Source organism: Actinophytocola sp. (assembly GCF_036378875.1).
Lineage (GTDB): Bacteria > Actinomycetota > Actinomycetes > Mycobacteriales > Pseudonocardiaceae > Actinophytocola.
Map to the genome: position 1 here is coordinate 34,531 of NZ_DASUVO010000063.1, position 21,553 is coordinate 56,083.

Here is a 21,553-nt window from a genome sequence, read left to right on the forward strand (position 1 = left end):
CACGGAGCGGGCGAGGTGGCGTCGTGAGACGTTCAGCGTTGTTCGTCGTCCTCGGTATGGTCGCCGCTCTGTGTTCGGCTCCGGTCGCCTCGGCCGCCGCAGGTCTCGGCTGGCGAGTCGACCAGGCACCCTTCCGTCTGACCTTCCTTGATGGGGGCAAACCCCTTGTCGCGCAGGCGAACGGCGACACCGCCGGGCCTGGTGGGCGGATGGCGTACGCGCTGGCCGACGGCTCGACCCACCGGCTGACGGATCTCCTTGACCAGCAAGGGGATCACCGGTCGCGGACGTACACGGTCGCCACCGACGAGCCCGACCGCACCGCACGGGTCGTGGTGAGCCGCACGCCACGCGGACTGCGGGTGTCGTGGACGTTCCAGCCGGCCACGAACGTCGTCGGTGTCTACGAGTCGCTCACCGGTGACGACGCCGAGCACTTCCTGGGCGGTGGCGCGAACTTCCTCTACACCGACCTGCGGCACCGCGTGCTGTTCAACAAGGTCCGGTTCACCGGCGCGAGTGCCCTCAACCGCTGCAACAGCGGCGGCGCGCCCAGCCCGTTCTTCGCGAGTTCGAAGGGCTACGCGATCTTCCCGGACACCAACGCGATCGGCCGCCTCGCGTTCCCCAACGCGGTCGACGAACCGCCGAGCTGCGTGACCGCTCCACCGCCGTGCCCGGTGCGGCTCGGTCAGCCCGACCGGACCCAGCTGTGTTTCAAGACGAACCGGCTCGACTACGAGATCTACGCCGGCTCCCCGGCGGAGGTCGTGCGGTCGTACAGCGCTCGTGCCGGCCGGCCGGCGTTGCCGCCGAAGCGGCAGCTGGAGCTGACGTTCTGGCGTGACATCAACCCCGGCGGGCAGCAGGAGGTGCTCGACGACATTGCTCAGCTGCAGGCACGGGGCATCCCGGTGAAGACGGTCTGGATCGACAACCCGTGGGAGATCAACACGGCCACCGGCACGCCGACGCACGGCGGCGCGTGCAACGGCACGCTGGAGTTCGACCCAGAGCAGTTCCCCGACCCGCAGGGGATGATCGACGAGCTGCACGCTCGTGGTGTCCACTTGGGACTATGGATCTCGTCGTTCGTCCGCCCGGTCGCCGGGGGAGTGGCGTGCCCGGACCCCGGCTACCCGGCGGGTTCGTACGTGGCCGACACCGGCCGCACCGACCGGTTCGACATCGACTTCACCAATCCCGCAGCGAAGGAGCACTTCGAGGCCAAGCTGAAGAAGCTGTTCCGGATGGGCGTCGACTTCGTCAAGGGCGACCGCGGCGACGAGACCGACTTCGAGAACGCCCGGTTCGCGGCGGGTCCCGGCGCCGAGTACCACAACATCTATCCGGTGCTGTACGCGGAATCGACGTCCAACGCGCTGCGCGAGGTGTGGGGCAACGAGTACACGATGGTGTTCCGCGCCGGCTACACCGGAGCGCCGAGCGTGCTGCACGGCTTCTGGGGCGCTGACCCGACCTCGACGTTCGACGGCCTGCGGTTGTCGGTGCGGCGTGGGCAGAACTCGTGGCTGTCCGGGCATCCCGTGTGGGGCACGGACACCGGCGGCTACTCAGCGGCGGCCGGCGACACGAACGCGCCGAGCCCCACACTGTTCACGCGGTGGGCGCAGTTCTCGTCCGTGTCGCCGGTGTTCGAGGTCGGTGGCCAGGGCCGCAACGCGACACCGTGGTTGTATGACGAGCAGACGGTCGACCGTTTCCGTGCCTCGGTCGCACTCCACGACGCGCTGGTGCCGTACCTCTACGAGTTGGCGAAACGGTCCGCCCGCACCGGCGAGCCGATCACCCGTCCGCTGGGCTTCGACTTCCCGCGCGACGAGGCGGCATGGGTGGCTGACCTGCAGATGATGGTCGGCCCGAACCTCCTTGCCGTGCCGGTGACCGCCGACCGCGCGGAAGCCGACGGAGTGGCGGGGCTGCCAACCCCGGTGGACGTGTACCTGCCACGGGGTCAGTGGCTTGACCTGTTCAGTGGTGAGATCGTCTCCGGCGGTCGTCACCTGGTCCGTGAGTCCACTATGGACGAGTTTCCGCTGTACCTGCGGCTCGACTCCCGCACGGTGCCGGCCGGAAACAACGCTGTCGAACGGATCCAGAACTGGCTATCGTGACGGTTGTGGCGAAGGAAGCCGTTCGGCTCGGCACTGTGCAGGAAACGTTGCTGCTCACGCTGTACGGCCGCGCGCGTGACCTGGGTGCCCGCCGCCCGATGCTGGCGGACCGCAAGTCGGCCGAACTGGTGGCGCGGATCGACTACGACTTCACCAAGTTCCGTGGCGCGTCGCTGCCGTTGGCGGTCCTGCGCACCGCGATGTTCGATGTGTGGGTCAGGCGGTTCCTCGACGAGCACCCCGAGGGGACCGTGGTGGAACTCGGTGTCGGGCTGAACACCCGCTCCGACCGCGTGGACAACGGCCGCGCGCGGTTCTTCGACCTGGACCTCCCGGACGCCATCGCGTTGCGCCGCAGGTTCTTCCACGACACCGAGCGCTTCACCATGCTGGCGGGCTCGCTGGTGGACCCGGACTGGATCGACCAGGTGGCCGCCGCCCCCGGCCCGTACTTCTTCGTCAGCGAGGGCGTGCTGACCTACCTGACCGAGGACAAGGCCCGCACCGCCCTGCGACAGGTGGCGACCCGCTTCCCGGGCAGCCTGGTCGCCTTCGACACGGGCGGCCGCGCGGCCATCGACCGCCAGGACCGCAACCCGGTCCTCGAGGTCCTGTCGGCCCGCATGCACTGGGCCTGCGACGACCCGTCGAGCCTCGCGGAGTGGGGCCTGCACCTGCTGGAGAGCCGCACACTCGCCGACCCGCAACCGGAACTGGCCCCCCGGCTCCCGTGGCTCTACCGCCACGGCCTGCGGTTGATCTCCCGAGTGCTCCCGCCAGAATTCGGAGCATACCGACTGAACCTGTATCAAGCCGCAGAGGCCGATAGCACCCATTAGTGCCAATAATAGACACGATTGGGTGTTTGTTCCTTCCACTCTACTGCCGCCGGTAGTCACGCCCGCACTCGGCCGGTTGAAATTGGACCGAGGCGGATAGGGAAGCATGTCTCGGCATGTTCACATTGATCATCGACACCATGTCGACGGCTGGCTCCGGACCACTGTCCACGCTGGCCGATTCCTACTCGTCGGTAGCTCAAAGTTCCAGTGCCTTCAAGTCATGCTGGTACGACATGCTGTCGATCGTCGGCAAACTGATCGGTATGTAAATCGCCTCTGGACGATCAACTACTTGTTGTCCCGTCGCCAACAAGCGGCCATTCGGCGAAGGTGACATCCGGGTATACCTTTATGATCGATGCGTGGCATGATCGCCGCCATGAATTTGGATCAAGAAGACTTCCTGCCGGCGACCAAGCCCTCCATGCTGTCTCGGTTCGGTGAGGCCGCCCGGTGGGTTTTCGCAGGGTCCGTCGCCTACGGACTCGACTGGTACGACATGTTGGGAATCGTCAGCGGACCGCAGGGAGCCGCCTAGCGCAAACCGGCACCGCGCGGAGGGCGAACGCCAGTTGCCCTCCGCGCGGGATGCTCAGTCGAGTGGGAGTGCCAGACGTTCGTTGATCGGTTCGACCAGGACTTTTCGGTTGGTGACGACGACCCAGGTCTGGCCGGTGCTGGGGCGGATGATCAGGGACGCGGAGAAGCCGGGACCGGCGCCGGGATGCCCGGCGATGTCCTTGGGACGAACGAGCCCCCAGCCAAGACCCGCGTCGCCCCCTTCGAACTCGGCCTGCGGTGAAAGCGCCTCGCGGGCGAGTTCGTCCGGTAGCAGCGAGGACCAGGCGGTCCCGAAGCGGACGAGATCGGCTGCGGTGGTCCACAGTCCACCCGCGGCCGGCACGACGGCGACCTGCGCCGGCACGCGTTCGAACACGCCGCCGTCGGTGAGGTGGTGGCCGGTCACCACCCCGGTGGTGGGAGGCTCCGTTGGGAACCACGAGGTGCTCATTCCGAGGGGTTCGAGCACCCACCGGGCGGCCACGTCCTCGTACCGCGAGCCGGTGACGTCGGTGATCAGCTGGCCGAGCATGGCGTACTCGCCGTGCCCGTAGGCGTACGTGCCGGGCGTGCCGCCGCACGCCGCGACCGGACCGGTGACCGAGACCAGGTCGGGCACGCGGTCGGCGAACATCGACGTGGGGTTGTCGACGCCGCCGGCATGGGACAGGAGCTGCCGCACCGTGACGGCGTCGTCGGCCAGCCGGATGGTGCGCAGGTAGGTGTTCGCGGGCGCGTCGAGCTGTACACGCCCGTCCGCGACCAGCCGCAGTACGGTCGTCGCTGTGATCAGCTTGGTGATCGAGTACGCGGGAAACCGGTGTTCGGGTAGGAGCGCGTCACCCTGGTCGAGGTTCGCCCAGCCGCGTGCGGTCACCCACGCCGGGCCGTCACCGGTCGCGCCGGCCACGAGGAGCCCGACCAGTCCCAGCTCGGTGAACGAGTGCTCGGCCACCGCGGCCGCCTCCGCCGGCACCGTCCCGGAGTCACGCGTCGGCGGTGACGCCACGCGCGGGTCGTCGGCCTTCCCCTCCAGTGGGTAGAACCGCAGCTGGCGCAGCCGGTAGGGCGGTTCGGACTCGGTCGCCGCCTCGACCCGCAGGTCGCCGAGTCGTGCACGCAGGCGCAGCGGCTCGGCCCGCACGTCGGTGAGGCCCTCGCGCAAACGCTTGGTCAGCGTGTCGAACAGGCGGATCACCCAGTCCGTCGGCACGAGACTCAGGTAGCGGTCGTCGAAGTGTCGACGCAGCTCCTCCTCGTCGGGAGGATTCCAGCCCGGGGTGCCGGCCGGCGCGAAGCGGGAGATCGCCCACCGCATCTGCGCCAACGCGTGGCTGCCCTCGATGTGTTCCTTGAGCGCGGTCCAGCTCGACTGCCCGTGCTCGCGGGCGATGGCCAGCTGGGCCTGGTGAAGAGTGGTGAACTCCCCTGACGAGAGGCGGCGTTTCGCCTCGAGCTTCAGGTACCGGAGGTTCGGCCGGTCGGGGAGCGCACGTGACTGATCGGACAAGGCAGTCCTTCCCTTGGCGCCCGCGGGTCCGCGACATCGGGCGGGAAAAGGCCTGCCGTCGATGGCTTCACGTGAACCGGTGAGCTTGCAGCTCTGCCCGCGGACCCAGAGGCGGCCGGGAAACCACCGCCTCCGACCGTACCGTGTCGCCCACGGTGCCCGCGAACCGTTTAACCGACGTCCGAGGGAAGCTCGTTCACGACCGGCCCGCCACCCAGTGATCCTTCCGTGCGAGGAGCGGGCAACGATTGTTCGTCGGCGCCGGCGAGCAGGTCGCGGATGACGTCGGCGCGCGGGTCGGCCGGCGCGCTGATCAGCTCGGCCGCCGCCGACCACATGGTCGCGGCCGCCGCGGGTTCGCCGGAGGCCGACAGCGCCCGCCCCAGCAGGATGAGCGCGTCGGCCTCGCCGGAGGCGTTCTTCGTCTCCTGATACGTGCGTACCGCTTCGCGGGCCATGGAGATCGCGGTCCGGTGGGTGCCGTGGCGCAGGTGCGCGGTGGCCAGGACGCACAGCGCCGCCGCGGTGCCGTCCCGGTCCACCAGAACCCGGTCGAACATGTCGACGGCGGCCTGACCGTACTGGACGGCCTCGTCGAGCAGACCCTCGTCGAGGTTCAGGGCCGCCAGCCTCGACATGCTGGCGGCCTGTCCGGCCAGGTCGTCGTGGGCCTGGCTGAAGTACAGCGATCTGCGGTAGTGCGAACGTGCCTCGGGCAGCCGGTCCAGCTTGCGGTAGGCGTCGCCAAGGCGGCGGTGGGTGTTGGCGACCTGCCACTCGCTTCCGTCACGCAGGCTCATCGCCAACGCCTCGTCGAGCCAGGTGATCGCCTCGGTCAGGTGTCCCAACTTGAGATGGACGACGCCCATGTTGTGCGTGGTCACGGCCACCCCGCGCCGGTCGCCGGCCTCGGTGAACGCCTTGTGCGCCAGTTCGAAACAGCGGCCGGCCGCCGCGTCCTCACCTCGGCGGGCATGGATCGTGCCCATGTTGTTCAGGCACCCGCCCACCGCGTCCCGGTGGCCGGTCAGCTCCGCCGAGCGGCGGCCCAGTTCGTTGATCTCCAGCAGGTTCTGGGGGTCCTCGTGCCGGTTGAGCACGTTCAGCACGCCGGCGAACCGCCACACGTGCTCGTGATGGCCCAGCTCCGCGGCCCGGTAGGTGGACGCGACCAGGTTCTGCCGCTCGGTCAGCAGCCAGCGAAGGGCGTCGCCGCCGTTGTCGAACGTCAGCGCCTCGACCGGCTCCTCGGGCACCAGCTCCGGCACGTGCTGGTCGTCGGCGCTGAGTCGCATCCCGGCCTGGCGCGCCGACCGCAGGTACCAGTCAAGCAGCCGGCGGAACGCGCGGGCACGCTGCTCGGCCGGCTCGTCCTCCCGCGCGGCGTCCGCGGCGAAGGCATGCAGCAAGTCGTGCGCGTGGTAGCGGCCCGCGCCCTCCTGGTCGACCAGGTGAGCGCCGACCAGTGCGTCCAGGACACGCTCCGTGTCGCCGGTGCCGGCCAGCGCGTCGGCCGCACGCACGCTGAACCTCGTGCCCGGATGGAGGCCGAGCAGGCGGAACAGGCGCCGCTCCTCGTCGCGCAACGCGCGGTAGCTCAACGAGAACGTCGAGCGGAGCGTGGTGGTGTGGTCGTCGCCGTGGGCGCCGGCGTCCAGCAGGCGCTGCGTGTGGCGTAGCTCGTCGGCCAACTCGCCGATCGGGGCGGCCGGGCGCATCGCGACGTGTTCGCCGACGATGCGCAGCGCGAGCGGTAGTCCCCGGCAGAGGTCGACGAGCGTGGCGAACGCGGCGGGGTCCTCCGACGCTCGGGAGCCGATGCGTTTGGCCAGCAGTTCCGTCGCCTCGGACGTCGCGAGCGCGGGGACGGACAGCGACTGGACGCCGTCCCGGTAGGTGATCCCGGTCAGCCGCTGCCGGCTGGTGATCAGCGCCGGGCACGGCGAGGTGGCTTCGAGCAGCGGGCGGACGTGGGAACTGTCGCGCACGTTGTCCAGGCACACGAGGACGGCCCTGGTGGCCAGCAGCCGCCGCAGCAACGTGGCCCGCGCGTCCGTGCTGTCCGGCACGCCCGCCGGATCGACGCCCAGCTGTGCCAGGAACCGCCCCATGACCGTGTGCGGCTCGGCAGGCGGCCCGGTCGAGTAGCCGGCCAGGTCGTCGTGCAGGACACCGTCGGGGAACTGGGCGCGCCGGCTGCGTGCCCAGTGTTTGACGAGCGCGGTCTTGCCGATGCCCGGCAGCCCGTCGAGGGCGACGACGCCCGTGTCGCCGGCGGCCAGCCGCGTGTCGAGCTGATCGAGGAGGTCGTCGCGGCCGGTGAAGTACGGGACGTCTCTTGGCAGCGCCGGTTTCCGCGCCGTGCGGGCCGGTCGCCTTGCCGTCGCGTCCCGGACGGCCTGGACCAGGTCGGCGGACGGGGGCGCGTCGAGGTCGTCGGCCAACCGGCTGGCGAACTCGCGGAAGAAGACCGGTACCTCGTCGGCGCGGTTCGCGTCCGTGAGGGCCCGGACCCACCGGATGGCGAGACTTTCGTCGTGCGGGTGGTCGGACAGCAGCGCGGGCAGTCCATTGAGGACGGAGTCGAGGTCGCCGAGCAGCAGACTGGTGTCGAACAGCGCGCAGTAGGCCGGAATGAGCCGGCTGTTCGTCAGCGACTCGCGCTGGCGCCGCGCCCACTGCGTGTCCAGATCGGCCAACAGCGGGCCCGACCACAGCTCCAGCGCGGCGGCGAACAGGTCCGCGGCCACCCGGAGGTCGCCGCCGCCGCGTGCCCGGTGCCCCTCCCGCATCATGGCCTGGAACCGATGAAAGTCCACAATGGATTGATCGATGTCCAGTCGGTAGGAACGGTGCTCGTGCGTCAGCTCGGCGGGGCAGTTCTCCTCCCGGAAGACCCGACGCAGCCGGGACGCGGGACTCTGCAGCGCCTTGCCAGGATCGGGTGGCGCGTCCCCGTCCCACAGCGCCTCGGTGATCCGGTCGACGTGCACCAGCTCGTTCGCCTTGTACGACAGGAACCCCAGCAGGCCCCGCATCTTCACCGTGCGCAGGTGCACCTCGTCCTGCATGCGTAGGCGCACGTGCCCGAGAATGCTGACTTCCACCGTCTGGCCCCAGACCTTTTGGATGCCTTTCCCAACCGAGTGTGTGACTCGAATACCTCGCCCTGGTTCGGTTAGCTGGTCTGATATCCAACCGTTACGCGCACGTCCAGTGTGCTGCAAGCCGTCTGCAAGGCGATTGCACATCGCGTTGCCACGCTCGATTTCACAGTCGATTCACGGAGGTGGCAGTTGCCAAGATTCCACGAGTCCCGGCGGCGAATGTCATTGGCGGACCACGAAGCGGTGGTTGGCGTCGAAGGCACGAGCACCCGAGCGTGGCTGCAGTCCGCCGACATCGTCATCGGCCAGCACCGCACCCGGGGCCAGGCTCGCCGGTGGATCTCGTCCGTCCACCGGCGGTACCCCGAATGTGTCCTCGCGGTGGCCCGGCAGCGGCGCGGCCGGTGGTGCCTGGTGGGAATTCCCGCCAGGAACATCATGGTGCGCGGCGGGAACTTCGACGCCGTGACGGCCGAGCAGGTCGGACGGGTGATCTATCACCTGTGGGACGTCGCCCGACGGCGTACACAAATCTGACGCGAGGCATCTGTTCTGGTGATTGTTTCGACTCCGCGTCGCCGGCGGTGCACGACCGCCGGCGACGCGGTACCGGCGTGCTCACGGACGGACAGCTCACTTATACGCACGGGAGCGGGGCGGAGCGCTTCCGCGCGGGTTGCGCTAGGGTGGCGTCACGTTTTGGTGCGGTGTGAGGCGCAGGTGCAGTGATGGTCAGCGGCAAAGTGGTTCGTTTCGACGAGGTTCGCGGTTATGGGTTCGTCGCGCCGGAAGGTGGCGGCGAGGACGTGTTCATCCACGTCAACGACCTCTCGTTCGACAAGCGATTGCTCACCCCGGGCACGATGGTGGAGTTCACCGTCGAGGAGGGCGAGCGCGGTCCGAAGGCGTCGCACGTGCGGATGCTCGGGCAGCCCGAGCCGTCCCGCGGTCTGGACAGCGACCTGTGCGACGTGCTGTCGACGAAGAAGTTCATCGCCGAGGTGACCGAGACGCTGCTCTCGGCCGCCCCGACGATGTCCGCGCAGCAGATCCTGCAGGCACGTCAGGGCCTGGTCGTGAAGGCCCGCGAGCACGGCTGGGTCGAGGACTGAGGCCCGTGGAGCCGTTGCGGTTCCAGGTCACGCTCGACAGTTCGGCCGGTGGCGGGATCAAGATCCCGTACGACGTCCGTGCGTTGTTCGGCAAGGCCCGCCCACCCGTGGTCGTGACCGTGCGGGAACACACGTACCGGTCGACGGTCGCGGTGTACGGCGGCGAGTACTACGTGCCGCTGAACAAGGCCAACGCCACCGCCGCGGCCATCGTGGCCGGTGAGCCCTTCTCGGTCACGGTGGCGTTCGACGACCAGCCACGCGTCGTCACCCTGCCCGCCGACCTCGCGGCCGCCATCGACGAGGCCGGCGTTCGGGACCGCTGGGACCGCCTGTCCTACACCCACCAACGCGAGAACGTCGAGGCCGTCGAGGTCGCCAAGAAGCCCGAGACCCGCCGGCGACGCATCCAGGGCGTGCTCGACCGACTCACCGGAGTTTCCTAGATGATCCGTGCCTACGCCCTCACGGTGCTCGGCGCCGTTCTCCTGGTGATCCCCAGCGGGACCGCCGCGTGTGCCGCCGCGGTCACGCTTCCGCCGGCGCACGCGCCGTTCGACTACCAGATCGGTGGCGGCTACCCACCGCCCGACGGGGTCACGGTCGTCAGCCGTGACCACGACGACGACCCCGCCCCCGGCCTGTACAACATCTGCTACGTCAACGGGTTCCAGGCCCAGCCCGGCACCGAGGACGAGTGGGGCGACCTGCTGCTCCGCGACGGCGGCGGCAACATCGTCTACGACGAGGACTGGGACGAGGCGCTGCTCGACATCCGCACCGCGACCACGCGTGAGCGGATCGCCGACCGGGTCAACGCGTGGGTCGACGAGTGCGCGGACAAGGGTTTCCAGGCGATCGAACCGGACAACTACGACTCGTACACCCGTTCGCAGGACCTGCTCACCGACGACCATGCCCAGGCCCACATCCGGCTGCTGTCCGCGCACGCCCACCAGGTCGGTCTGGCCATCGGGCAGAAGAACACCGTGGAACTGGCCGAGAACCGGGTAGCCAACGGACTCGACTTCGCCGTCGCCGAGGAGTGCGGCTACGAGGAGGAGTGCGAGGGCTACGTCGACGCGTTCGGCGCCAACGTGATCGTGATCGAGTACACCGAACAGGGCCTCTCGACGGCATGCGCCGGGTGGCGCGACCAGCTCAGCATCGTCCTGCGGGACGTCGAGGTGTCCACTCCGGACAGCGAGGGGTACGTCTACCGGACGTGCTGACTGGTGAAGTGTGAACGGCCGGAGCCGGCGGTGTGCTCGCCGGAGGGGAGCACCACCGTTGCGGTGACGTTGACCGGGAGCGTCACGTCCAGCTCGACGCCCTTGCCCGTGCGTGTCCAGCGCACGGTGACCGGGCCGCGTTCGGTCCACTGTGTACCGCTGGCGTGATCGAGGCCGCTGGTGGGTGGGGCGATCCGGACCGTGGACGAGCCAGGACCGGTCACCTCGATGCCCAGCAGGCCCTGCAGGATCGCGCTGATGCCCGCGGCGCCCCAGCCGTGCGAGAAACTCTCGCTGCTGCGCTGGTTCACGGCCGCTCCGGTACAGCTCGCGACCGCGCAGCCCGGCGTCCACTGCTCCCACATGAACGTGCCGCCCTCGGCGAGCGTGCGTGCCGGGCCGTCGCCGGTGGGGTCGGTGAGCAGGCGCAGGACCGTGTCCGTCCGGCCCGCCTTCAACAGCGCGCCGAGGAGCTGCCGCAACGTCATCGGACCCTGCCGCATGCCGAGTTCGTCGATGTGCGTGCCGAGAGCCGCAAAGGACTCCGGCGGCGCGATGCCGTACGCGATGGGGAAGCTCTGCGCGTGCTGGGAGAAGCTGTCGATCCGCTCCCCTGTGGACAGTGCCAGACCGTCGGAGTAGAGGCCGGTCGCCTGGTCACGGAGTCGCTCGTTCATGGCGGCGGCGATAGCGTCGGCGTGCTGGTCGTAGAAGGTGGCCGTGTCCGGGTCGCCCGTGATCGTCGCGGCATCGGCCACCGCACGCAGGGCGCCGACCGCGAGCGCGTTGACCACCGTGCGGGAACCGTTGTCGGTGACCACATGGCCGTACCGCATGGCGGCCGGCCAGTCGATGATCCCGTTGGCGTACGGGCCGCTGCCGCCGGGCAGCTGGTGCACCAGACCCGTCACGTCCACTGAGGACAACAGGTAGCCTGCCACCCGCTTCATCGCGGGAAGTACCTGTGCCACCAGGGAACCATCGCCGGTGAGCTGGTAGTAACGCATGACCCACTCGGGGAACATCTCGGTGTAGTCCGGGATGTCACGCCGGCCGTCACCGTTGGGGTAGACGGCGTTGAGCGCGCCGCTCGGCCAGTACCGGGACTGCGAGTGCATGAACTCGACGATGGCCTGGCGGGTGAGGCTCCGCTCGGCGAACGAGTCCATGGTCGCGAACGAGATGTCGATGGCGTCGCCGAGGAACTGACCCTTCTCCCGCGTCGGCGTGTCGAGGAAGACGTTCTGCGCGGACATCAGCGCGGAGTGCTTCATGAGGTCGAACACGGCGTCGAGCGTCGGATCGCTGCTGTCGAACGAGGCTTCCTCGGCCCGTTGCGCGTCGGTCGCCTGCGCCACGGCCGCGATCCCGGCGTCCGGTGCGCCACTGATCTCCAGGTACCGCCATCCCCAGTAGGTGAACGGTTCGGCGACCTGCGGCCCGTCCTTCTGCGTGTAGTGGAACCGCATGTCGCTGCCCTGAGTGTCCAAACCAGACGTACCGGCGCGAGAGTTCTCCACCCACGCCCCGGCCGCGTGCGCCATCCCGAGTGGACGGTCCAGTTCGACCGTCCCTTCCGGAGTCACCGTGACGATGGTCCGCGTTTCCGGTGCCCCGGCTCCGAAGCCGCTGGCCGGTGCGTCGACCACGATCTCGTCACCGGCGTGCACATTGGCCGCGGTGACCAACTGGACGGTCCGCGCGCCGGCGGCGGCCGCGGCGGCGAGCGTCGTGTTGTTGCGGCGGTAGCTCGTGGTCATCGTGACCTGGCGTCCAGCCGTGCCGCTGCGGAAGCTCACGTGCGGCACCGCGGAGACCACCTTGCCCATGTCGGCGAACAGCGTGCCGTCCGGGAGCCGCCGCACCGACACCGGGCGGATGGTCCACCGGTCGATGTGTGCCTGCTGTGCCGCGAGGCGCGTGACCGTGCACGGCGCCGAGCCGTAGGCGGCGCAGTCACCCGCCGGCCTCGGATGCGGCCCGATGACCGAGGCGGGTGCCCAGGTGCTGTCGTCGAAGCGCGCGGTGTCCCAGCCGGTGATCTCGCGGGTGGCGTCGTAGCGTTCCACCACGTCGCCCGCGTCCGAGTTGCGGTAGGTGATGGTCGAGACGTCCTGGGCCTCGTCGCGCGAGACCCGCCACGACCCGTCCGACACCGAGACCTGGCGCGTGCCGTCCGCGTGCTCGACGACCACCTTGACCAGCAGGCCGGAGGGTCCGTCGACCGGACCGTTGGCGCGCCCCTGACACCGGCAGTTCCAGTAGTGGTAGCGAACGCCGATCGCGTTGTCCCCCGACCGGAACGCGGGCGCGGCGACGTCGTAGTACCCCTCGCCGGGGTAACCGTACGACGAGCCACGACCCACGACACGGCCGTTCACCCGCAGCTCCCAGTCCCCGATCGCGGCGACGTACACGCGGGCCCTGGTCACCGGACTGTTCTTGATCCGCAACGCTTTCCGGGCGAGGGTCCACTCGTTCGCGGCGTCGTTCCCACTCGTGGCACGCCGAATCCAGGCGGCGCCGTCCCAGTCGGTGATACCGGTGTCGAAGGACGCGGACGGCGCGAAGGGGGAGGCCGCGCCCCGCCGGTCCCATGTGCGCACGGTCCAGCGGTAGGTGGTGCCGGGTGTCAGCTCGGGCCCATCAACCCACGACTGCCGCGACGACGCCACACGACCGCTGTCCCAGACCACGGTTTTGCCGCGCCGCACAACGACCTGGTAAGCGCTCTGGATCTCGCCGCGATCGCGATCGGTAGGCAGCCAACCAAAATGGGGCACACCGTCAATGGCGGGCGGATTCCTCCGGCCGTCGACGGTCAGGTGGGTCGGCGCACCGGGAGCCCGGTTGCCGGCGTTGGCCGACGCGCCCGGTACGAACGTCGTCAGGAGCACGGCCACGAGAAAGAAGAGCGACAAGCTTCGACGACGGCGCATCGGCGCACTCCCGGGTCGGTCGAACAGCGCTGTTGCAACGATTAAACCGCCGGACCCCGCGTCCGGGCAAGCGCTTTCCTTGAACCGAGGGCCGGTTCCCCGATGTCCTGAAGTGCACCCTCGGGACGTTCAGGTCCTCAAGGGCACCCTCGAGACATCGGCCACCACACCGGCTACCTTGACCGCCATGGGGACCTTCGAGTCTGACTGGAGCCGGTGGCGGCGGCCGCGGCCCACGCCCGCTGAGCAGCGGCGTGACGTGCTGGTCGCGGTCGGGGCGCTGGCCTGCGGGCTCGTCCTGCTCGTGCTGGTCAACAGCGTCGGCGCGTTCGCCTTCGGGTCCGCGCCCTCGTTGGCCGAGCAGTTCCTGTGGGCCGCCGCGCTCTGTGCGCCGCTGGCGGTGCGGCGGCGGTTTCCGGTCGCGGTGTTGATGGTCGTCAGTGTGGTGTTCATCGTGGCGCAGGCGCGGCACATCGGGGACAACAACACACCCGGGTTCGCGCTGTTCCTCGCCTTCTACACCGTGGGCGCGCGGCAGCCGAACCGGACGGTGGCGCGGTGGGCGCGGATCGGCGTGATCGTCCTGATGGCCGGCTGGCTCGGGGTGTCGCTGGTCGAGGTCATCCTCGAACCGCGGCCGGACTTCGAGGACGCCGCCGGGCCGTTCGACCCCTTCGTGGCGCTCATTCTCGTCAACATCGTCGTCAACGTCGTGTACTTCTTCATCGCCTGGCTGGTCGGCAACATGGCGTGGCTGTCGGCTCGCCGCCAGGCACAGCTCGAGCACCAGGCGGACGAGCTGCGCCGCTCGCAGGAGCAGAACACCCACGGCGCGATCGTGGCCGAGCGGTTGCGGATCGCCCGTGACCTGCACGATGTCGTCGCCCACCACGTGTCCGTGATGGGTGTGCAGGCCGGCGCCGCCCGGCGGGCGCTCGACAAGAATCCGGAGCTCGCCCGCACCGCGTTGCAGACCGTCGAGGAGACCGCTCGCACCGCGATCGGTGAGCTGCGTGGGCTGCTCGGGGTGCTGCGCGCCGAACTGGCCGAGGACGCCGAGCAGCCGACCCCGACCCCGGGCCTTGACCAGCTTTCCGAGCTGCTGTCCTCCGCCCGCGCGGCCGGCATCGAGGTGACCCACGGCGTCTACGGCGACCCGCGGCCGGTGCCGGAGGGCGTGGCGCTCTCGGCCTACCGGGTGGTGCAGGAAGCGCTGACCAACGTGGTCAAGCACGCCGGCGCCCGCACGGCCGACGTCCGCGTCCGCTACCTCGACAGCGCGCTGGAGATCGAGGTCACCGACGACGGCCGTGGGCACGCCGGCCGGCCGGAACGGGGCGGGTTCGGGCTCGTCGGCATGCGGGAACGTGTCGCCGTCCACGGCGGCGAGCTGGAGGCCGGGCCTCGCCGGGACGCCGGCTACCGGGTACGCGCGAGCCTGCCGGTCCCGGCGGGCCCGAGGGAGAACTCATGACGCTGCGGGTACTCCTCGCCGACGACCAGGACCTCGTTCGCGCGGGCTTCCGGGTCATCCTCGGCATGGAGGACGACATCGAGGTCGTCGGCGAGGCGGGCGACGGGCTGGCCGCGGTCGACCTGGCCACGCGGCTGGAGCCCGACGTGGTGCTGATGGATGTCCAGATGCCCGGGATCGACGGGCTGGAGGCGACCAGACGCGTCCTCGGGTCCTCCACAGTGGACACGCGGGTGGTCATCCTCACCACGTTCGACCGGGAGGACTACCTGTTCGAGGCGCTGCGTGCCGGTGCGAGCGGCTTCCTGCTGAAGAACGCGTCGCCGGAGGACCTCGTCGAGGCGGTCCGGATCGTGGCCCGCGGCGACGCGTTGCTGTCCCCGGAGGTCACCCGCCGGGTCATCGCGCGGTTCTCCGCGCCGGCGCCGCCCGTGCCAGCGCACCGGCCACCGGAGCTGACCGACCGCGAGTTCGAGGTGCTGGTCCAGCTGGCCCGCGGCGCGAGCAACGCGGAGATCGCCAAGGAGCTGTTCCTCGGCGAGACCACGGTGAAGACGCACGTCTCGCGCGTGCTGACCAAGCTCGGCCTCCGCGACCGGACACACGCGGTCGTCTTCGCGTACGAGAACGGGATCGTCGCGCCGGGCGGCGTGTAGATCGCGAGGAGGACCCGGCCGTGGGTCGCGCGCCGGACGCGGTCGAGGGACCCGACTCCCTACCCTCGGCCGCATGTTGCAAGTGACCACGATCAGCCGGAGCTTCGGCGATCACCAGGTGCTCGACCGGTTGTCGTTCGACGTCCGGCCGGGGCGGATGACCGGGTTCCTCGGGGCCAACGGATCCGGCAAGACGACCACGATGCGGATCATCCTCGGCGTGCTCGCCCCTCACGGCGGCACGGTGACCTGGCGTGGTGAACCGGTGACCCAGGCCGTGCGGCAGCGGTTCGGGTACATGCCGGAGGAACGCGGGCTCTACCCGAAGATGAAGATCGCCGAGCAGATCGTCTGGCTCGGCCAGCTGCACGGGATGAGCCTGGCCGACGCGAAGGCCAGTACCGCCAAGCTGCTCGAACAGCTGGAGCTGACCGACCGCGCGGACGACAAGCTCGAAGCGCTCTCGCTGGGCAACCAGCAGCGGGTGCAGGTGGCGGCGGCGCTGGTGCACGACCCGGACGTGCTCATCCTCGACGAGCCGTTCTCCGGCCTGGACCCGATCGCCGTGGACACCGTGCTCGCCGTGCTGCGGGAGCGGGCCGCGGCCGGCGTGCCGGTGCTGTTCTCCAGCCATCAGCTCGCCGTGGTCGAGCGACTCTGCGACGACCTCGTGATCATCTCTGGCGGGGTGATCAAGGCGGCCGGCGAACGGGAGGAGCTGCGGGCGCGGTACGGCTCGGCACGGTTCGAGCTGGTCGTGGACTCCGACGCCGGCTGGCTGCGGGACCACCCCGGGGTGCGGGTCGTCGACCTGGACGGGCCGCGGGCGGTGTTCGACATCGTCGACGGTGAGCGCGCCGACCAGGACGTGTTGCGGGTGGCGCTGGGCAAGGGCGGGGTGCGCAGCTTCGCACCGGTGCTGCCGTCGCTCGACGAGATCTTCAAGGAGGTGATCTGAGTGGCCACGTCGTTCAGCAGGGCCACCCGGCTGGTGGCCGAGCGGGAGGCGAAGAGCTTCCTGCGGATGAAGGGCTTCTGGATCGGACTCGCGGTCATCGTGGCCGGGCTGTTCGCGCTCGCCATCCTTCCCAAGGCGTTCGCCGGCGAACCGGACACGGTCGCGACCGTGGGACCCGAGGCCGCTCGGGTCCTCGCCGGTGCCGACCTCAAGGTCCGTGAGGTCGGCACCGTCGAGGCCGCCGAGGAGCTGATCCGCTCCGAGGAGGTCGAGGCGGCGATCGTCCCCGACACCACCGGGAACTCCGTCACCGGGCTCCGGGTGGTCGCGCTCGACGACGCGCCCAACTACGTCGTCGCGGCGCTCGCCACCGCGCCACCAGTCGACCTGCTGGAGAACTCCCCGGTCAGCGAGGACGCACGCCAGGTGGTGATCCAGATCTTCGCGCTGATGTTCTTCATCTTCGCGATGGGCGGCTCGGCCATCGCGCAGAGCACGGTCACCGAGAAGCAGACCCGGATCGTGGAGATCCTCGTGTCGACCATCCCGGTGCGGGCCATGCTCGCCGGCAAGATCATCGGCCACACGCTGCTGACCCTCGGTCAGGTCGTGGTGATCGCCGTCGCCGCGCCGATCGCACTCGCCATCGGCGGGCACACCGAACTGCTGTCGATCATCGCGCCCGCCCTCGGCTGGTTCGTTCCCTTCATGTGCTTCGGTTTCGTACTGCTCGCCGCGATGTGGGCCGTCGCCGGCTCACTCGTCAGCCGCCAGGAGGACCTCGGGTCGAGCATGGGTGTCGTCATGCTGCTGGCCATGGGCCCGTACATGGCCACGGTGTTCTTCTCCGACAACGCGACCGTCATGACCGTGATGTCCTACGTGCCGTTCGGGGCCGCCATCGCCATGCCCGTGCGGTTGTTCTCCGACGAGGCGAGTGTCTGGGAGCCGTTCGTGTCACTGGGCATCGTGGCCGCAACGGTGGTCCTGATCGTGCTGCTGGCGAGCCGGCTGTACTCCGGATCCCTGCTGCAGTCGGGCGGCAAGGTCAGGCTCGCGAAGGCCTGGGCCCACGCCGATTAGGGTTGCCGGCCCTGACCTTCGCAGGCGGTGATGCGGTAGAGCCTGGTCGGCCCGGCACGGTCGACCAGCTCGAAGCCCTCGTGGTACCCGACACCGGCGATGCCGTCGTACGGCGTGATCACGGCGATCTCCGGGTCGTTCTTGCCGATCAGCACGTACTCGACGTGGTAGCGGGCCAGTGCCCGGCACACTTTCGGGTCAGTCGCTGCCTTCTTCAGGTGCTCGCCAAGGTAGAGCTGGTCGGGGCTCTCGGTGACGAGGAAGTGCGGGAACAGCACCTTCCGGTCGGCCAGTGCCCACAGCATGACGCTGCCGTCGAACGGGTTGCCGATCACCACCGCGTCCTCGGGGATCTCGTCGGCGATCCGGTCGTAGAACGCCCTCATCTGGTCGGTCACCAGCTTCTGTTCCTCGACGCGCGGGTAGGTCGCCATGATCCGGTTCTCACGGTCGGCCGGATACAGCCCGCCTGTCGTCACGGCCAGCAGGGCGGTCAGCGCGGCCGCGATCGCCGGCACGGCCGCCACCTTGACGTTCACCTTCCGCAGGTACGGCCGCAGCAGGGTGGCGAGATACAGGACACCGGCGACCGCGAGCGGCACCCCGGTGATCGGCAGCATGGCGGCGAGCCGGTGCGCGTCGTTGTACCAGTAGCCGGTGAACATGCGGGTGACCGTCGTGTTGAGACCCGCGCTGAACATGTACAGGATGCCGGTGACGATGTGGCCGGCGAGCACCCACCACAGCGCGGGGGAGCGGCGGACCATGAACGCGCCGACGAGCACGACCGCCGACAGCAGCCACAACGCCTCGTGCTCGTTGGTGGCGTTGAGCAGCACCTCGCCGACCGCGGCGGCCGGTTGCTCGAACGGCTTCCAGTCCCAGTCGCGGGCGTCGGCGAACGCCGGTGAGGTGGCCGACCACAACCAGCCGCCGAGAATCACCGCGGCGAAACCGGCGCACTCGACGACACCGCGGCGACCCCGCCCCTCACCGCGGAGTCGCCTGGCACGCAGGAAAAGCGTGGCGCCGGCCGGGAGGATCGACAGCACGAGCACCGAGAACAGCACGTTCGGGTGCGCGAACCCGCCCGCGACCACCGCGACGACGAGCAGGAGCCAGCCGCGTCCCCGCCCGATGGCGTCGTCCTTCACCCATCCGGTGACGGTGAGCGCCAACGCGAAGAGCGCGGGAGCGATGGACATTCCGAGCAGGTTGGGCCACAACACGCCCCAACCGAAGAAGTCCCACGGGAACAAGGGAAAGGCGATGGAGAGCACGCCGGCGACGACGAGCGCGGCGGTGTTGCGGCCGAACAGCTGCCGCACCAGCAGAAGGCAGGACAGCGGCCAGATCAGCACGGTGGCCACGGCGCAGAACACGTTGGCGGCAACGGGAATCGAGGCACCTGTGGACATCATGACCAGCGACGTCAGGTCGTGCCACGCCGCCGGGTAGAACGATGCCGTGACCTCCGGGTCGCCCATCGTCTGCAGGGTGAGCGCAGACGCGTCGTGCGAGTCACGGATGTGGGCGAGCGCGTTGTAGTGGAACGGTGTGTCGAACACCTGCGAAATCGCGTCCGGCGACCCAACGCCACGCATCACGCTCAGCGCGCCGAGCACGAGCGCGGGAAGCAACCCGACCATCGCGACCGAGGTGAGCCGCCACGGATCGGGATTCGCCGCCAGGAACTCCTTGCGGCGCAACAGAAACGCCCCGAGCCCGACGATCGCCGTGACCACGGCGACGGCGACCAGCACCAACGGTATCGACCAGTCGACGTCGGCCGTCCCCGCCACGACGGCGGTCGACGCGACCACCGCGATACTGATCAACGGCGCGATCCCGAGGGCCGCGATTCCCCTCAACCCCAGCAGGTAAGAGACCGGTAAACCAGGTCCCCACACCCACGCGACCGCAATGAGCGCATGCGGCAGCACAGCAAACCAAGACATGGCAGCAATCCCCCAGAGATCGTTTCGGACGCGCGAACCCCAATCACCCAGATCCGTTCGCAATCACTACCAATGTCGTTTGGCAGCCCATTTGGTTGCTTTGGCACCGGAACCAACTTGTCGGGCTGGCATCCGGGCACCCGTACAGCCAGTCAGGCTCGCACGAGCAGCAGCCAGCTGTCGGTTCGCTCGCTTTCGACGTAGTGCGTGCTGAGGTAGGGGTCGTAGAGGTCGAGCATCGCCTGCACCGTGGCCTGGCAACAGCCCTGCCCGGCGACCATGCGCGGGATCATCACCCACCGTGCGCTCCCGAAGACCTGCGCGGCGTCGAGGTGGGTGTTGGCGTCGAAACTGATGTCGACGTCCCACCACAGCGGCACACCGCGTGCGGGAGGCAGGGACAGCGCGAACGAGAACGGGTTGGTCATCGCCACGACCGCGACGGTGTCGGTCGGTTGGATGTGACGGCGGAGCAGTGCCATGCCGTCGTTGAGCATGCCGGGCACCTGGTTGGCGGTCCGGTAGGCCGTCTCCCACGTGCTGTTGGCGGGGACGGTGAAATCCCTCAGATGCTCGCTGGCCAACTGTCCGTCGCGGGGCGGATGGCTGAGGTGGTACGAGACGCTGTTGGCTATCGACAAGGCATCCCGCGAGGCGATGGGGACGACCGCCACGACCACCAGTGCGATGAGCCCGAGCAGCAACGGTTTCGAACGACGAGCGGCCGGCTGGTCGGGCGCGGTCGTCGCCTGGTAGCCGACCAGCAGCAACACGATGACCACGAGCGCCGGCAGGTCGGTCTTCTCGCCCGCGTTTCCCGCGGACACGAGCACACTGGAACCCAGGACGTAGGCCGCGGCGACCGAGACCGACAACAGCGAAAGTTTCGGCCTGGCGTCCGGGTTTCGCGTCCGGGTTTTCGCGAGAACGCAGAGCACGAGAATCGTGAACGCGGTCACGGGAAGGGTGTAGAAGACGCTGTTCGCCAGCATTGACAGCCGTTGTTGGCCGCCTTGCGCGCCGACGCTGGTGGCAAGATCGCCGAGATAGCCGGTGACGCGGATCCCGAACACGAGCCAGAACATCATGCCAACGGCGAGAAAGCCCGCGACGGCCCCGATGCCGATACCGCGCCGTCTGGGCAATGTGTCGAGAACGAGCCCGACGACCACCGCGCCAACACCGACCAGGAAATAGGTGATCTTACAGTAGAACGACAGTCCTATCAGGACTCCCAGTATCGAGCCGTGGACGAGGTCGCCACGTGAACCGGCGTCTTCCCGTGGCCTCAACAGCACTAGTACCAGCAGGATCGTGTAGAGCACCCAGCCGTATCGGTTGTACAGCATGGCATAGCTTGTGGTGTCCGCCGCGTAGCCCAGCGGGCGAACGGCTACCACGACCAGCCCGATGAAGATCGTGAACCCCAGGGCCGACACCAGACGCATGCGGGGCCATGCGACGATCCAGGCCAGGAACGCGGTGACACCGAGGAACATCAGGTCGCCGTAGGTCAGCGCGACGAGCGACGGCACGGCCTGCACGCGCATGCCCAACGACACCAGCTCGTAGGCCAGCGGGCCGATCGGGTTGGTGAAGTCGGTGCCCGGAACCTGTCCGAGGATGATCCGGTAACCGCCGTCGAGGAGTATGAAGTTGTCCCAGGGCGCCACCATCGGCGCGGGCCCTGACCACAGGGAAACGCCTGCCATGGCCAGAACGGACGCCGCCGCCGCGATCGACCACCTGACCGTGTGCCGAAACCGTTGGCGTACATGGTCTTCGCTGGACCTGGTGGCGCAGACGTCTCGTGAGTCAACCATCTCGGCATTCCCCCCAAAGGTCGCCATTCGTCCATTGTGGAGGGCTTCGACGGCTGAACTCCTGTCGTTACGATTCATCACGTTTGATCCCGGTCCGTCACGACCCGGGCGCGCGGCACCACAACCCCAACCACGATCCGTCACCACGTGTGTGTGCGCCACG

At 69.1% G+C, this 21,553-nt stretch carries 17 protein-coding genes; 12 read left to right on the top strand and 5 right to left on the bottom strand.

The window, feature by feature from the left end; translation table 11 throughout:
• The first annotated feature begins 23 nt into the window (after window positions 1–23).
• The 4 genes from VF106_RS18255 to VF106_RS18270 all read left to right on the top strand — a co-directional run bounded on the left by VF106_RS18255 (window position 24) and on the right by VF106_RS18270 (window position 3,515).
• Complete coding sequence (locus tag VF106_RS18255; RefSeq protein WP_330840942.1) at window positions 24–2,135, top strand: TIM-barrel domain-containing protein; 2,112 nt, start codon at window positions 24–26, stop codon at window positions 2,133–2,135.
• A 5-nt stretch (window positions 2,136–2,140) separates the two neighbouring features.
• Complete coding sequence (locus tag VF106_RS18260) at window positions 2,141–2,974, top strand: class I SAM-dependent methyltransferase (protein WP_330840943.1); 834 nt, start codon at window positions 2,141–2,143, stop codon at window positions 2,972–2,974.
• 116 nt (window positions 2,975–3,090) lie between these two features.
• Window positions 3,091–3,246, top strand: a complete 156-nt coding sequence (locus VF106_RS18265; RefSeq protein ID WP_330840944.1) for a hypothetical protein — start codon at window positions 3,091–3,093, stop codon at window positions 3,244–3,246.
• Between the two features lie 89 nt (window positions 3,247–3,335).
• A complete protein-coding gene (locus VF106_RS18270; RefSeq protein WP_330840945.1) occupies window positions 3,336–3,515 on the top strand; it encodes a hypothetical protein in 180 nt (59 codons plus the stop codon).
• 54 nt (window positions 3,516–3,569) lie between these two features.
• On the opposite strand, the gene VF106_RS18275 is transcribed toward VF106_RS18270, so the two are convergent.
• Both VF106_RS18275 and VF106_RS18280 read right to left on the bottom strand, forming a co-directional pair.
• Entirely contained in the window at window positions 3,570–5,048 is a 1,479-nt protein-coding gene (locus tag VF106_RS18275; protein WP_330840946.1) for a serine hydrolase domain-containing protein, read from the bottom strand.
• Between the two features lie 170 nt (window positions 5,049–5,218).
• Window positions 5,219–8,155: an AfsR/SARP family transcriptional regulator gene (locus VF106_RS18280; RefSeq protein WP_330840947.1), complete on the bottom strand. Its 2,937-nt coding sequence runs from the start codon at window positions 8,153–8,155 to the stop codon at window positions 5,219–5,221.
• 243 nt (window positions 8,156–8,398) lie between these two features.
• Here VF106_RS18280 and VF106_RS18285 point away from each other — a divergent pair, with 243 nt between their 5' ends.
• The 4 genes from VF106_RS18285 to VF106_RS18300 all read left to right on the top strand — a co-directional run bounded on the left by VF106_RS18285 (window position 8,399) and on the right by VF106_RS18300 (window position 10,499).
• Window positions 8,399–8,692: a hypothetical protein gene (locus VF106_RS18285; RefSeq protein ID WP_330840948.1), complete on the top strand. Its 294-nt coding sequence runs from the start codon at window positions 8,399–8,401 to the stop codon at window positions 8,690–8,692.
• Between the two features lie 191 nt (window positions 8,693–8,883).
• Window positions 8,884–9,267, top strand: a complete 384-nt coding sequence (locus VF106_RS18290; protein ID WP_330840949.1) for a cold-shock protein — start codon at window positions 8,884–8,886, stop codon at window positions 9,265–9,267.
• A gap of 5 nt (window positions 9,268–9,272) precedes the next feature.
• Window positions 9,273–9,713 carry a YdeI/OmpD-associated family protein gene (locus tag VF106_RS18295; RefSeq protein ID WP_330840950.1) on the top strand — a complete coding sequence of 147 codons (441 nt, stop codon included), beginning with the start codon at window positions 9,273–9,275 and terminating at the stop codon, window positions 9,711–9,713.
• Complete coding sequence (locus tag VF106_RS18300; protein ID WP_330840951.1) at window positions 9,714–10,499, top strand: endo alpha-1,4 polygalactosaminidase; 786 nt, start codon at window positions 9,714–9,716, stop codon at window positions 10,497–10,499.
• Here VF106_RS18300 and VF106_RS18305 read toward each other — a convergent pair.
• Window positions 10,484–13,438 (bottom strand): alpha-L-rhamnosidase-related protein, encoded by a 2,955-nt coding sequence (locus VF106_RS18305; RefSeq protein ID WP_330840952.1) that lies wholly within the window; start codon window positions 13,436–13,438, stop codon window positions 10,484–10,486. The genes VF106_RS18300 and VF106_RS18305 overlap by 16 nt on opposite strands.
• A gap of 187 nt (window positions 13,439–13,625) precedes the next feature.
• Here VF106_RS18305 and VF106_RS18310 point away from each other — a divergent pair, with 187 nt between their 5' ends.
• The 4 genes from VF106_RS18310 to VF106_RS18325 all read left to right on the top strand — a co-directional run bounded on the left by VF106_RS18310 (window position 13,626) and on the right by VF106_RS18325 (window position 17,609).
• Window positions 13,626–14,912, top strand: coding sequence for a sensor histidine kinase (locus VF106_RS18310; protein WP_330840953.1), 1,287 nt, complete (start codon window positions 13,626–13,628; stop codon window positions 14,910–14,912).
• On the top strand, window positions 14,909–15,568 hold the full coding sequence (locus VF106_RS18315; RefSeq protein ID WP_330840954.1) for a response regulator: 660 nt from the start codon (window positions 14,909–14,911) through the stop codon (window positions 15,566–15,568). Before VF106_RS18310 ends, VF106_RS18315 begins: the two co-directional genes overlap by 4 nt.
• Before the next feature lie 73 nt (window positions 15,569–15,641).
• Complete coding sequence (locus VF106_RS18320) at window positions 15,642–16,526, top strand: ABC transporter ATP-binding protein (RefSeq protein WP_330840955.1); 885 nt, start codon at window positions 15,642–15,644, stop codon at window positions 16,524–16,526.
• Window positions 16,527–17,609, top strand: a complete 1,083-nt coding sequence (locus VF106_RS18325; RefSeq protein ID WP_330840956.1) for an ABC transporter permease — start codon at window positions 16,527–16,529, stop codon at window positions 17,607–17,609.
• Here VF106_RS18325 and VF106_RS18330 read toward each other — a convergent pair.
• Both VF106_RS18330 and VF106_RS18335 read right to left on the bottom strand, forming a co-directional pair.
• Window positions 17,606–19,567, bottom strand: a complete 1,962-nt coding sequence (locus VF106_RS18330; protein WP_330840957.1) for a DUF6541 family protein — start codon at window positions 19,565–19,567, stop codon at window positions 17,606–17,608. The two genes, VF106_RS18325 and VF106_RS18330, sit on opposite strands and share 4 nt — an antisense overlap.
• A gap of 152 nt (window positions 19,568–19,719) precedes the next feature.
• Window positions 19,720–21,279 (bottom strand): hypothetical protein, encoded by a 1,560-nt coding sequence (locus tag VF106_RS18335; protein WP_330840958.1) that lies wholly within the window; start codon window positions 21,277–21,279, stop codon window positions 19,720–19,722.
• Window positions 21,280–21,553 lie beyond the last annotated feature (274 nt).

Excerpts from the sequence above, each read along its gene's own strand:
- VF106_RS18265 (WP_330840944.1), top strand. The coding sequence starts at position 3,091 with ATGTTCACATTGATCATCGACACCATGTCGACGGCTGGCTCCGGACCA.
- VF106_RS18270 (WP_330840945.1), top strand. The coding sequence starts at position 3,336 with ATGCGTGGCATGATCGCCGCCATGAATTTGGATCAAGAAGACTTCCTG.
- VF106_RS18290 (WP_330840949.1), top strand. The coding sequence starts at position 8,884 with ATGGTCAGCGGCAAAGTGGTTCGTTTCGACGAGGTTCGCGGTTATGGG.
- VF106_RS18300 (WP_330840951.1), top strand. The coding sequence starts at position 9,714 with ATGATCCGTGCCTACGCCCTCACGGTGCTCGGCGCCGTTCTCCTGGTG.
- VF106_RS18305 (WP_330840952.1), bottom strand. The coding sequence starts at position 13,438 with ATGCGCCGTCGTCGAAGCTTGTCGCTCTTCTTTCTCGTGGCCGTGCTC.
- VF106_RS18310 (WP_330840953.1), top strand. The coding sequence starts at position 13,626 with ATGGGGACCTTCGAGTCTGACTGGAGCCGGTGGCGGCGGCCGCGGCCC.
- VF106_RS18315 (WP_330840954.1), top strand. The coding sequence starts at position 14,909 with ATGACGCTGCGGGTACTCCTCGCCGACGACCAGGACCTCGTTCGCGCG.
- VF106_RS18320 (WP_330840955.1), top strand. The coding sequence starts at position 15,642 with ATGTTGCAAGTGACCACGATCAGCCGGAGCTTCGGCGATCACCAGGTG.
- VF106_RS18330 (WP_330840957.1), bottom strand. The coding sequence starts at position 19,567 with ATGTCTTGGTTTGCTGTGCTGCCGCATGCGCTCATTGCGGTCGCGTGG.
- VF106_RS18335 (WP_330840958.1), bottom strand. The coding sequence starts at position 21,279 with ATGGCAGGCGTTTCCCTGTGGTCAGGGCCCGCGCCGATGGTGGCGCCC.